This is a genomic window from Cupriavidus sp. 2SB (assembly GCF_005503625.1).
Classification (GTDB): Bacteria; Pseudomonadota; Gammaproteobacteria; order Burkholderiales; family Burkholderiaceae; genus Cupriavidus.
This window is the reverse complement of record NZ_SCMX01000124.1, coordinates 1-12,425: the sequence shown is the minus strand read 5'-3', so window position 1 is coordinate 12,425 and position 12,425 is coordinate 1. Positions and strand designations below refer to the sequence as shown.

General features: G+C 65.0%; 9 protein-coding genes. All 9 read right to left on the bottom strand.

The annotated features are described in order from the left end of the window. Positions 1-215: 215 nt before the first annotated feature. The 9 genes from paoC to flhB all read right to left on the bottom strand — a co-directional run bounded on the left by paoC (position 216) and on the right by flhB (position 12,220). Positions 216-2,408, bottom strand: coding sequence for an aldehyde oxidoreductase molybdenum-binding subunit PaoC (gene paoC, locus FFS21_RS30630; RefSeq protein WP_137928427.1), 2,193 nt, complete (start codon positions 2,406-2,408; stop codon positions 216-218). Next, a complete protein-coding gene (locus tag FFS21_RS30625; protein ID WP_137928426.1) occupies positions 2,405-3,364 on the bottom strand; it encodes an FAD binding domain-containing protein in 960 nt (319 codons plus the stop codon). Before FFS21_RS30625 ends, paoC begins: the two co-directional genes overlap by 4 nt. After that, positions 3,361-4,008 carry an aldehyde dehydrogenase iron-sulfur subunit PaoA gene (gene paoA / locus FFS21_RS30620; RefSeq protein WP_137928425.1) on the bottom strand — a complete coding sequence of 216 codons (648 nt, stop codon included), beginning with the start codon at positions 4,006-4,008 and terminating at the stop codon, positions 3,361-3,363. Before paoA ends, FFS21_RS30625 begins: the two co-directional genes overlap by 4 nt. Before the next feature lie 195 nt (positions 4,009-4,203). Next, a complete protein-coding gene (locus FFS21_RS30615) occupies positions 4,204-4,683 on the bottom strand; it encodes a flagellar protein FlhE (RefSeq protein ID WP_370459349.1) in 480 nt (159 codons plus the stop codon). Further along, positions 4,683-5,399, bottom strand: coding sequence for an RNA polymerase sigma factor FliA (locus FFS21_RS30610; protein ID WP_137928424.1), 717 nt, complete (start codon positions 5,397-5,399; stop codon positions 4,683-4,685). The genes FFS21_RS30615 and FFS21_RS30610 overlap by 1 nt, the downstream gene beginning before the upstream one ends. A 116-nt stretch (positions 5,400-5,515) precedes the next feature. After that, complete coding sequence (locus FFS21_RS30605; protein WP_137928428.1) at positions 5,516-6,331, bottom strand: MinD/ParA family ATP-binding protein; 816 nt, start codon at positions 6,329-6,331, stop codon at positions 5,516-5,518. Positions 6,332-6,343: 12 nt separating this feature from the next. After that, on the bottom strand, positions 6,344-8,977 hold the full coding sequence (gene flhF, locus FFS21_RS30600) for a flagellar biosynthesis GTPase FlhF (protein WP_137928423.1): 2,634 nt from the start codon (positions 8,975-8,977) through the stop codon (positions 6,344-6,346). A gap of 10 nt (positions 8,978-8,987) precedes the next feature. After that, positions 8,988-11,078 (bottom strand): flagellar biosynthesis protein FlhA, encoded by a 2,091-nt coding sequence (gene flhA / locus FFS21_RS30595; protein ID WP_137928422.1) that lies wholly within the window; start codon positions 11,076-11,078, stop codon positions 8,988-8,990. Beyond that, positions 11,075-12,220, bottom strand: coding sequence for a flagellar biosynthesis protein FlhB (gene flhB, locus FFS21_RS30590; RefSeq protein WP_137928421.1), 1,146 nt, complete (start codon positions 12,218-12,220; stop codon positions 11,075-11,077). Before flhB ends, flhA begins: the two co-directional genes overlap by 4 nt. Positions 12,221-12,425: the final 205 nt, after the last annotated feature.

Sequence of the window (12,425 nt, the reverse complement as noted above, 5' to 3'; positions counted from 1 at the left end):
AATCAATTCCTTCCGGATGGCGGGCAATTCCCGCAATGGGGCTTTCGGTTTGCGTGGCATACATGCTCCTTAACGACATGTTATGCCCTACACACAAAATTCCTGACAGGCCCGCTCTGCTTGCCGACCACCTCGCGATTTGCACCGCTGGCCCTCTCCCCCGCCCCTCTCCCGCTTGCGGGAGAGGGGAGCAAACCTTCGCGGAGCGGTCGCGTTTATGCCACCACCGGCATCCCCGCCAGCAACTTATCCAGCGTCACCGGATAATCCCGCACCCTCACACCCGTCGCGTGGTACACCGCGTTCGCCACTGCTGCAGCCACGCCGCAGATACCCAACTCGCCCACGCCCTTCGCTTTCATCGGCGACGAGATCGGATCGGTTTCATCCAGGAAAATCACCTCCTGATGCGGAATATCGGCGTGCACAGGCACTTCGTAGCCCGCCAGGTCATGATTGACGAAGAAGCCAAGCCGCGTGTCCACGGCAAGTTCCTCCATCAATGCAGCGCCCACGCCCATCGTCATCGCGCCGATCACCTGACTGCGCGCGGATTTCGGATTGAGGATTCGCCCCGCCGCACAGACCGCCAGCATGCGTTGCACGCGGATCTCTGCTGTGGCCATATCCACGGCCACCTCCACGAAATGGCTGCCAAAGGTGGATTGCTGATATTTCTTGTCGAGGTCGCCGAACTCGATCGCGTCTTCGGCGGACACACCCGCGAACTGCGCGAGCGGCACGCTACGGCCACCTGCACGGATCTGGCCACCTTCGAACGTCACGTCATTGGTGTTGAACCCTGCGCGCCGTGCCAACGTCTGGCGCAGCTTGTCGCATGCTGCATACACACCCGCGGTCGAACTGTTGGCGCCCCACTGTCCACCCGATCCCGCCGATATCGGAAACGATGAATCGCCGAGCCGCACCACCACCTGTTCAAGCGGCACGCCCATCATCTCCGCAGCGGTCTGCGCGATGATTGTGTACGTGCCCGTGCCGATATCGGTCATGTCGGTTTCCACCACCACCGCACCACCCTGATCGATACGCACACGCGCGGCGGATTTCATCACCAGGTTGTTGCGGAATGCCGATGCCACCCCCATGCCGATCATCCATCGTCCTTCACGCATCGACCCTGGTTTCGGGTTGCGACGATTCCAGCCAAAGCGCTCGGCGCCCTGCTGCATGCATTCCACAAAACGACGCTGCGAGAACGGACGTTCTGGCTTCTCGGGATCGACCTGCGTGTCGTTGACGATACGGAACTGCACAGGGTCCATGCCAAGCTTCTCGGCCATTTCGTCGATGGCGATTTCCAGCGCCATCATGCCCGGCGCCTCGCCCGGCGCACGCATCGCGTTGCCTTCGGGCAGATCGAGCGTGGCGAGCCGCATCGCGGTCATGCGGTTGGCGCCCGCATACAGCAAACGCGTCTGCATGACCGCCGTTTCCGGATCGCCGCCCTCCAGGTTGCCGGACCAGCTTTCATGGCCGATGGCCGTGATCTTGCCGTCGCGCGTGGCGCCGATGCGAATGCGCTGGATCGTGGCCGGACGGTGCGTGGTGTTGTTGCCCATCACCGGACGCGTCAGCGCCACCTTCACGGGACGACGCGCGGCGCGCGCACCCAGCGCCGCCAGCAACGCCTCCGCGCGCACGAACAGTTTCCCGCCGAAGCCACCGCCGATAAACGGCGAGATGACCTGCACATTCTCCTTCGGCACCCGCAGCGTTTCAGCCAGATCCTTGTGCGCCCACGCGATCATCTGGTTCGATGTCCACAGCGTGAGCCGGTTGCCATTCCACGCGGCAATCGACGCATGCGGCTCCATCATCGCGTGCGACTGGTCCGGCGTGGTGTACTTCGCATCGAGTTGCACGGGCGCTGCGCCAAAGGCTCCTGCGAAATCACCTACGGCGGTATCGGGTTCCTGATCCTTCGACGGCGGCTTGGCGTAGCAGCAGGCGTGAGCCAGATCGTAGCTGCCGGATTCTTTCGTGTATGACACCCGAATCATCATGGCCGCCGCGCGGGCCTGTTCGAATGTCTCCGCCACCACCAGTGCAATCGCCTGATGATAATGCTGGATCTCGGGACCGCCCAGCAGCTTCGCCGCATTGCGCTCGCCCTTGCCCAGCTTGCCCGCATTGGCGGCTGTCACGATGGCGAGTACGCCCGGTGCGCGACGCGCGGCATCAAGTTGCATCGATGCGATGCGTCCCTTGGCGATGCCTGCGCCGAGCACGTAGCCGTACGCCTGATTCGGCACCACGTCGTGACGTTCGTACGCATACGGCGCGGTGCCTGTGGTCTTGCGCGCGCCATCGATGCGGTCGGTGGGATGGCCGACCACACGCAACTGGTCGATCGGATTGGTGGTAGCAGGAGTGTCGAACTTCATGACTTCGCTCCTTTCTCTTGCATCATCACCGCAGCCAGCGTGCGGCGCACGAGCTGCAGCTTGAACTCGTTATCGGTTGTCGGTGTGGCGCCATCGAGCAATCGTTGCGTGACCGCAGTGGGTCCGTGCGCCATCTCCGCATCGGCGGCTTCCACGCGCCACGGTTTGTGTGCCACACCGCCCAGCGCCACGCGCCCCGTGCCGTCTCGCTGCACGATGGCTGCCACGGAGATCAGGGCAAACGCATACGATGCGCGATCCCGCACCTTGCGATAGACATGCGTGCCGCCCAGCGGGGCCGGCAGCGTGACGGCGGTAATCAGCTCGCCGCGCTCCAGCACCGTTTCGATATGAGGTGTATTGCCCGGCAACTTGTGGAAGTCCGCAATCGGAATCACGCGGCGTGCGCCGTTGGGCTGCACCGTCTCCACGCTCGCGTCGAGCACACGCATCGCCACCGCCATATCGCTGGGATGCGTGGCAATGCACGCCGTGCTGCTGCCGATGACTGCATGCTGGCGGCTGATGCCACCAATCGCCGCGCATCCGCTACCCGGATTGCGTTTGTTGCACTGCTGGTTGGTATCGTAGAAATAGGGGCACCGCGTGCGCTGCAGCAGATTGCCCGCCGTGGTGGCGCGGTTGCGCAACTGGCCCGAAGCCCCCGCGAGCAACGCGCGCGACAGCACACCGTAGTCGCGTCGCACCCGCGCATCGGCAGCCAGATCGGTGTTGCGCACCAGTGCGCCGATGCGCAATCCACCTTGCGGCGTCGCTTCGATCTTGTCGAGCGCGAGACCGTTCACGTCGATCAGGTGCGTCGGCGTCTCGATGCCGAGTTTCATCAGGTCCAGCAGATTGGTGCCGCCCGCGATGAAGCGCGCACCGGGCGATTGCATGGCTGCCGCCGCAGCCTCGGCGGGGGAATGCGCACGCGCGTAGGTGAAGGGGTTCATGACTGGCTCCCTGCAACTTCGGTGATCGCTTCGAGGATATTGGAGTAGGCGCCGCAGCGGCAGATATTGCCGCTCATCCGCTCGCGGATCTCGCCTGGCGATGCATGCGGCCGCGCGTTGAGATCGGGACTGACATGACTCGGAATACCTGCGCGGATTTCATCGAGCACGGCCACGGCCGAGCAGATCTGTCCTGGCGTGCAATAGCCGCATTGATAGCCGTCGTGCTTCACGAAGGCCACCTGCATCGGATGCATGCGCGTGGGCGTGCCGAGTCCCTCCACGGTCGTCACCTTCGCACCTTCGTGCATCACGGCCAGCGTCAGACAGGCATTGATGCGCCGCCCATCGACGATCACCGTGCAGGCGCCGCACTGTCCGTGGTCGCAGCCCTTCTTCGTGCCCGTGAGATGCAGATGTTCGCGCAGGGCATCGAGCAACGTAGTGCGCGTGTCGAGTTGCAGCGAGCGAGGCTGCCCGTTGACCACGAATGAAACGTTTGCCGCCACAGGCGTCATCGACGCCGGAGTACGCTGTGTGGAAGGCGTGGCCGCGCCAGCCGGTACGGCAACCGCCGAGACCGAGGCCGCGCCGACCATCACGAACTCGCGCCGCGAAAGTTTGATGTCGCTAAATTCTTCCATCGTCGATCCTTTCAGGCTCATGGGCTGAGGGAGCAACGTGGCGAGACTTGCGCGTAGGAATTACACGGCGATCATGTTCGCCGTGTAGCCGGGGTCACACAGGAAGGGGATTGCGGGGTTCTGTGTCGCGCACTCTGCACGTTGCGTGGCCGGAAAGGCGCACGAAACGTGCCATCGAGCGCGCAGTGCTGACAATCAGCGATAGCTGACGGTCACTTCGTTGCTGCGGCCCTGCAGCATCGGGGCAAGGCTGCCCTGACCCGGCACGCGATACGCGAAGACAAAACCCTTGGTGGCGTTGTCGCCCACAAAGGCGTCGGTCTTGCCTTCGGCGCCCGGCAACAGCACGCATCGATCTGCGTTGCACAGGTAGGCTTGCATGTCGACCGGCGGCACGCGCGTGAAACTGTAGCGCCAGCGCACGGACGTGATCTGTCCCGATGCCTGCGGCATGGTGGCCACCGGCATCACGGGCGACGACAACGTGCGCTGGCCCCGATTCGTGATCTGGGGCGCCTGCACCGAGGCAGTCCACGCGTAGCGCGATCCGGCAAGCTCGTACGTGGCCTTCATGAACACCGGCGCCACGGTCTGCGCATCGCTGCGCGCAGCCGCCAGTGCGAAGCCCGCGCAGAGCGCGGCAGCGATGCAGGGGTTGACCATGGCGCTGCGCATCACAGCATGCCGCGCAGTTGATTGCGCAGGCGCGTGATGGCCTGGCTGCGGATCTGGCACACGCGCGATTCCGTGACCTCCAGCACCGCGCCGATCTCGCGCAGGTTCAGTTCCTGGTCGTAGCACAGCGACAGCACCAGCTTCTCCCGTTCGGGCAGCTTGTCGATGGCGCGGATCAGCGCATCGCGCATGCCGGACTCCATCAGCACGGTGAGCGGGTTGCCGTCATCGGTCACGCCGAGGTGGCGATCCAGGAAATCTTCTTCTCCCGAGCGCTCGAAATCCTCGTAGTGCAGCAACTGGCAGCCATAGACCTCGTTGAGCAGCTCCTGGTATTCGTCGAGCGCCATCTCCAGCTCGGCGGCCACTTCCGAATCGATCGGTGTGCGGCCGAGCTTCTGTTCGAGCTGGCGCTGCGTGCGTTCGATCTTGCGCGTGAACTGCCGCAGGCTGCGCGACTGCCAGTCGTTGGCGCGCACCTCGTCGAGCATGGCGCCGCGAATACGCTGGCTGGCATAAGTCTCGAACCGCGCACCGTGGTTGTCTTCATAGCGCTTGGCGGCGTCGAGCAGGCCGATCATGCCGGCCTGGATCAGGTCGTCGATCTGTACGCTGGCGGGCAGTTTGGCCGCCAGTTGCAGCGCGATGCGCCGCACCAGTGGCGCGTGTGACTTGACCACGTCCGCCTGCTCGAGCTTTCCCTGAATCGTGTACATGGTGGAACTCTCGGTAAATGCTGTCTGTGTGTGCCGGGGCCGTCGGAGACGATGGCGGCCACTGGCTGGCTGAGTTTCGGTTTCGGGTCTTGTCGGGACTTCTTGTTCTTGGCGTGTCACGCGGGCACGGCCGAAGCCATGCCCTGGGGCGATGATTCGTGGCGCAGCGGCCATGCGCCGGTACCACCGGCGATGTGCCGCAACGCACCGGTGGCCGCAGCGGCGGGGTACGCCTCCACCACGCACCGTCCAAGCTGGAGCGCACGCGCTACCAGCGGATCCAGCGGCAGATACCCTGCCAGGCTGGCCTCCACGCCCAGGTACTGGCTCGCCGTACGGGCCAGGTTGCGCGCGAGGGCCACGACCGTCCCTTCCGCCGCCGCAAGATTCACGACGAGCTGGAACTGACGGCATGCATATTCATGGTGCAGCCGCTTGATGCAGGCATAGGCGGCGGTGATCGAATTGGCCTCGGGCCGCATCACGATCACCATGTTGTGCGCAACTGCAGCCAGCGGTGACAGCGCGCCCGTGCCATCGCGGCGTGCATCGACGATCACGGTGCGCATGTCGGGCCATTGCGCGGACATTGCGGCGTCATCGAGCCGCGTGCCCGACGGCAACGCGCCGGCCGGCAGCACGGCAATGCCCGTGGCGGCGCGCGTGCCGATGGCCGAAGCCAGCGTCGTGCGGCCTGCCATCACGTCACCCAGCGTGGCCGTGGGCGATGCACCCGCGAGCCGCGTGGCGCGTGCGCCGAACGTGTCTTCATCGACCAGCAGCACGCGTTCGCCCTGCATCGACAACGCGTTAGCCAATCCCAACGCCACGGTGGTCGTACCGGCGCCGGGTTCGGCACCGACTACGGCAATCCGCCGCGTGACGCGGGGAGCCAGCAGCCGGCGCAGACTTTCTGCCTGATCGGAAGCCATCGGATTCAAGTCTTACTCCCCTGCGGCCGCAAACTGCGGCATGGCTTCGGTGGACTGCATCGCACGCATCGCGTACATGGCAGCCTCGGCCGGCTCTTCCACCTTCTCCGCTTCCACCATCGAAGGCGAGGCGGTGTTGCGGCCCGGATAGTTTTCAAGCACGTCGAGCAGCGCCAGCAGGCGGCCCATGCCTTCGTTCAGTACGGTGCCCGCCACCGGCGCATTCACGCGTGCCGAGGCACGGCCCGCGAGGCGCGACAGGAACGCGGGCGCGGTCTGCGTGGGCGAATGCTGCAGGCGCAGCGTGGTCAGGCCCAGTTGCAGCGAGGCCATGCTATTGCACAGCGCGGCATCGTCATCGCCCGGTTGTGCGAAATGTTCCATCGCGTGGCGCAGCGTGCGGAATTGCTCTTCGGCAGCCAGCGTCCATTGCGACCAGCGTGCGACCTGCCCGGCCACATCGGCCAGTGCAGGATCGCAAAGCAGGTAATCGACGGACAGCATCTCGCCGCTTTGGCGATCCACCAGGCGCGACACCACGAGGCATGCCTCGCTGCCGACCTCGCCACCCGCGCCGCGCTGGCGTGCCGCGGTACGGACCTGCCCGTCCGGAATACGGACGATGCCATGCGCGAGCCAATGCACCGCATCGCGCTCACGAAACTCCACATCGCCAATTGCATGGAACGTCAGCGTGTCGGCGATCGTATCGAGCTTGTTGGCCTGGCCATCGGCAATCACGCGCGTGGTCTTGCGCGTGCCGGCGACCCAGCGCTCGCCCAGTTGCTGCCAGCGCGCCAGCGTGGCGGGCGTGGGCAGCGACGACACCAGATTGACGATGGTGCGTGCAGCGGCCAGCGTGCTGCGCACGGTAGCGGCATCCGCATCGGCTTCTGCTTCGGCGATCGACTGACGTGCGCGCGTGGCCGGCACAACGGTGCTGGCGAGCGGCAGGCCATCGCGATCCGCGAGCCACAGCGTGTGCTGCATCATCTGCGGGGCGCGGCGGCCTTCCACGGCGTGCGCGGCGTTGTGCGTGACGGCCAGCACATACTTGTCGCAGGCGCGGCTCGCCTCGCGGCACATCGTCAGTCGAACCTGCTGGGCCATCGGACGCAGTGCCGTGGCACCTGCCGTGCGTTGCTGCCAGAGCTGGCGGGCCAGCTCGAAGCCATAGCGTTCGGCGTTCAGTTCTTCCACGCAGACGCCTACGGCACTGGCGCTGTCGGTCAGCGAACGCAGCATGTCGTCCGCACCGCTGCGTTCCGGCTGGCGCGGCGCGGCTGCGGCTTCTGCGTTGGCGGCCTGACGGCGCGCCACATCGGCGTCATTGAACAGCGAGCCACGGCGCGGCGTCAGGAAGGCGCGCTCCACGAGTGCGTCGGCCTGTGCCAGTTCCAGATGTTCGGGCACGCGCTGACCCGTCGAGGCGTAGTACACCGGCAGGCGGTGACGGATCACCACGTCGAGTACGGAGCCGAGGTGCGTGGCTTCATCGAGCTTGCTGATGATGCAGCCATCGATACCACCGGCAGCCCCGGCGCCATCGTTGCGATAGGCGTGAACCACTTCGTTGAGCGTGTCGCCATGCGCGGCGCCATTGAGCAGCAGCACGCGTTGCATCGGCGTCTGCACGCCAGCCAGCATCGCGATCTGATCGGACAGGCTGCGGTCGCGCTGGCTCATGCCCACGGTGTCGATGATGACGAGGTGCTTGTCCTTCATCGCCGACAGTGCGAAGCGCAGGTCCGCTGCATCCTTCACGGCGTGAACCGGCACGCCAAGGATGTCGCCATAGATGCGCAGTTGTTCGTGTGCGCCGATACGGAAACGGTCAGTCGTCAGCAGCGCCAGGCTTTGCGGGCCGTTGCGCAGCACAAAGCGCGCGGCCAGCTTGGCGGTGGTGGTGGTCTTGCCCACACCGGTCGGACCGATCAGGGCCAGTACGCCGCCTTGCGAGAACAGTGCATCCTCGTTTTCGAGGACGGGCACCTTGCTGGCGATTTCCGCGCGAATCCACGCCATCGCGGCAGGACGATCCGTACCGACCGGCAGGCGTGCCAGCAGCGTGCGCGACAGTTGGCCCGAAAACCCTGCATTGATCAGCCACTCGAACAGCGACTCGCGCAGCGGATCGCCAGCGGCCACGCCTGGTGCGCTGGGATGTGCCAGGCCAGCGAACTGGCGTTCGAGCATCGAGCGCATCGAAGCGAGTTCGCCACGCAGATCGCCCAGCGCGGCACCTTCGGGCGCGGCGGTGGGTGCGGTGGCGGCAAAGGCGTGATGCGAAGGCGTGATCGACGAAGCCGCAGGTGCCAGGGAAGGCAGCGGCGACATCGACGGTGCATTCAGCAGGCCGAGCGGTGCGTAACCGGGCACGGCTGGCTCATGGTCGTCGTGCAGTGCCTGCAGCATCTGCAGCTTGGACGGTGCGGCAGCGATAGCCGGTGCAATGGCCGAAACGGCGGGCTCGTACATCTGCGCGCTGGCGCTGACGGCGCCGAGGTCGGTATCGCGCATCGCCACGATTTCCACGCCGCCTTCGATGCTGCGGTTCGACAGCACCACGGCGTCGGGGCCCATGGCCTCACGTACCTTGCGCATCGCCTCGCGGCCATTGGCCGCCACAAACTTTGCCACGCTCATGATTCAGTCCTTACGCTGCACCGCCGATCATGGCGGTGATACGGATATTGCGGTTGTCCGGTACTTCGGCGTGCGACAACACCTTCAGTTGCGGCAGCGTGCGGCGCAGGAAGCGCGCCATCAGCGGCCGCAGCGGCGCCGGCACCAGCAGCACCGGATCGAAGCCCATCTGTTCCTGGCGCACCACGGCGCCCTGTGCCTGCTGCAGCAGCGCATCGGCCAGACCCGGCTCGATGCCGCCGCCGTTGGTCATGGCCTGCGTCAGCACGCGCTCCAGCCCGGCATCCAGGCCGATGACCTGCATGTCCGCGTTGTTCGGGAACAGTTGCTGCGTGATCGCACGGCCCAGTGCCACGCGCACGAGCGTAGTGAGTTCGGATGGATCGCTGACCTTCGGTGCATGCTCGGCCACCACGTCGAGGATGGTGCGCATGTCGCGGATCGCCACGCCTTCGTCCAGCAGGTTCTGCAACACCTTCTGCAAACCCGTGAGCGAGATCGTCTTCGGCACCAGGTCTTCGGTCAGCTTCGGGGCTTCCTTGCCGATGCGGTCCAGCAGCGATTGCACTTCCTGACGGCCCAGCAGTTCCGACGCGTGCATCTGGATCACGTGATTCAGGTGCGTGGCCACCACGGTGCTGGCATCCACCACCGTGTAGCCGTATGCCTGCGCCTGTTCCTTGAGGTTGGCATCGATCCACACAGCCGGCAGGCCGAACGCCGGATCGCGCGTGGCCGCGCCTTGCAGCGTGCCGCTGACCTGACCGGGATTGATCGCCATCCATTGGCCGGGATTCGCTTCGCCGCTGCCCACTTCCACGCCCTTGAGCGTGATGCGGTAGGCGTTGGGCTTCAGTTCGAGGTTGTCGCGAATGTGTACCACCGGCACCAGGAAGCCGATGTCCTGTGCGATCTTCTTGCGGATGCTCTTGATACGGCCCAGCAGTTCGCCGTTCTGCCCGCGATCCACCAGCGTGATCAGCCGGTAGCCCACTTCCATGCCGAGCGGGTCCACCATCGTGACGTCTTCCCACGTGGCTTCCGCGGCTTCGGCTGCGACGGCGGGCTTGCGCTCTTCCTTCGCCTTGGTTTCCGTAGCCTTGACCTCGCGCTTGGTCATATGGCGGCCCAGCCAGATCAGGCCGCCGGCCAGTGCCAGGAAGGCGAAGTGCGGCATGCCGGGGATCAGGCCCATCAGGCCGATGATCGCGGCGGTGATGTACATCACGCGCGGATTCGAGAACAGCTGGCCCGTCAGCTGCTGGCCCACGTCCTGCTCGTTCGACACACGCGACACGATCACACCGGCTGCCGTGGAAATCACCAGTGCCGGGATCTGTGCCACAAGGCCATCACCGATTGTCAACAGCGTGTAGTTGTGAACGGCGGTGCCGAAGTCCAGATCGTGCTGCACCATGCCGACCACCATGCCGGCAGCCACGTTGATGAACATGATCAGCAGGCCGGCGATGGCGTCGCCGCGCACGAACTTCGACGCACCGTCCATCGCACCGTAGAAGTCCGATTCCTGCGCCACTTCGGCACGGCGCTTGCGCGCGCCTTCTTCATTGATCAGGCCGGCGTTCAGGTCGGCGTCGATGGCCATCTGCTTGCCGGGCATGGCATCGAGCATGAAGCGCGCGCCAACTTCCGCGATACGCCCCGCACCCTTGGTAATCACCATGAAGTTGATCACCACCAGGATGGCGAACACCACGATACCGACCGCGAAGTTGCCGCCCACCAGGAAGTGGCCGAACGCCTCGATCACCTTGCCGGCGGCGTCGGGGCCGGTATGGCCTTCGAGCAGCACCACGCGCGTGGATGCGACGTTCAGCGACAGGCGCAGCAGCGTGGAAAACAGCAGCACGGCCGGGAACGCGGCAAAGTCCAGCGGGCGCTGCGTGTACATGCCCACCAGCAGCACCATGATGGCCAGTGCGATGTTGAACGTGAACAGCAGGTCCAGGATGAACGGCGGCAGCGGCAGGATCATCATGCCGAGGATCATGACGATCAGCAGCGGACCTGCCATCGCCTTCATCTGGGTGCCGCCGCGCATCAACGCGGGCAGGTTGAAAAGATTGGTCAGTGCGTTCATGCGCGGCTTTCCGGTACGGCGAGTTCATCGGGCACAGCCAGATCCGACGGTGCGTCGGGCTGCGGACCATAGCTGTAGTGCCAGTTCTTCAGTTGAAACACCCAGGCCAGGATTTCAGCCACGGCGGTATACAGTCCCGCCGGGATTTCATGGCCCAGTTCCACGTGACGGTGCAGCGCCCGCGCCAGCGGCGGAGCAGACAACACCGGCACGCGATGCTCGGCGGCCAGCTCGCGAATGCGGGCGGCCACCTCGTCAGTGCCCTTTGCCACGACGCGCGGCGCATTCCAGCGCGCCTTTTCGTCGTAGCGCAGTGCCACGGCGAAGTGGGTGGGGTTGGTCACCACCACGTCCGCCTTCGGCACCTCGGTCATCATCCGGCGACGCGCCATGGCCCGCTGCTGCTGGCGGATACGGGCCTTGACGTGCGGATCGCCATCGGTTTCCTTCATCTCCTGCTTGACCTCTTCCTTGGTCATGCGGAGCTTCTTGTAGTACTCCCATAGCTGCCAGGGCACATCCAGCGCCACCACCAGCAGCAGGGAACCGGCCACGATGCCGCACACATACAGCACGAGTTCCATCGTGTGCAGCATGGCTTCCTCGACCGGCGCGTTCATCAGCGCGATGGCTTCCGGCAGCTTGCGCCAGACCATCCAGCCACCGACGCCACCGACCAGCAGGGACTTGGCGATGGCCTTGGCGAGTTCCACCAGCGAATGCATCGAGAACAGGCGGCCCAGCCCGGACAGCGGGTTGAGCCGTTTGAAATCGGGCATGAACGACTTGGTGGAGAAGATCCATCCGCCCAGCGCCATCGGCGCCACCAGCGCGGCCACGCCAAACATCAGCAGCAGCGGCATGAAAGCCAGCAGCGCATCGAAAATGGCGATGCCGAACTGCGACAGCATCCGGTTGGTATCGAACGCCGTGGCCGGCTCGAACGCCAGGCTCGTCTGCATCACGGCGTTAAGCTTGCGGCCCAGCGTGCCGCCCAGGGTCCAGAGCCCGATGACGCCCGTCATCAGCATCACGAACGTGCCGAGTTCGCGCGAACGCACCACCTGCCCCTCCTCGCGCGCCTTTTCAAGGCGCCGGGGTGAGGCGGGTTCGGTTTTCTCGAGATCGCTTTCCTCGGACATGCAGGCTCCAATACGAAGCGCGCGGGCGGCACTTCGTCACCGAGGATTATCAAATCCGGGCAGGGAAAGCATTGGGAGGAAAAGGCGGGGAAACAGGTGCCTGTTTCGGGAATGAAGGGGGCAGCGAAAATAACGGCCCGAGGGGTGCGTTCTTTAGAGCCGCCGCCCTTAATTTGTGACGAATATGGCCACTAATGGCCCGTAT

Bases quoted from the DNA above. Each gene is read 5' to 3' on its own strand.
- FFS21_RS30625 (WP_137928426.1), bottom strand. From the start codon at position 3,364: ATGAACCCCTTCACCTACGCGCGTGCGCATTCCCCCGCCGAGGCTGCG.
- FFS21_RS30610 (WP_137928424.1), bottom strand. From the start codon at position 5,399: ATGTACACGATTCAGGGAAAGCTCGAGCAGGCGGACGTGGTCAAGTCA.
- FFS21_RS30605 (WP_137928428.1), bottom strand. From the start codon at position 6,331: ATGGCTTCCGATCAGGCAGAAAGTCTGCGCCGGCTGCTGGCTCCCCGC.
- flhA (WP_137928422.1), bottom strand. From the start codon at position 11,078: ATGAACGCACTGACCAATCTTTTCAACCTGCCCGCGTTGATGCGCGGC.
- paoA (WP_137928425.1), bottom strand. From the start codon at position 4,008: ATGGAAGAATTTAGCGACATCAAACTTTCGCGGCGCGAGTTCGTGATG.
- flhB (WP_137928421.1), bottom strand. From the start codon at position 12,220: ATGTCCGAGGAAAGCGATCTCGAGAAAACCGAACCCGCCTCACCCCGG.
- FFS21_RS30615 (WP_370459349.1), bottom strand. From the start codon at position 4,683: ATGCGCAGCGCCATGGTCAACCCCTGCATCGCTGCCGCGCTCTGCGCG.
- flhF (WP_137928423.1), bottom strand. From the start codon at position 8,977: ATGAGCGTGGCAAAGTTTGTGGCGGCCAATGGCCGCGAGGCGATGCGC.
- paoC (WP_137928427.1), bottom strand. From the start codon at position 2,408: ATGAAGTTCGACACTCCTGCTACCACCAATCCGATCGACCAGTTGCGT.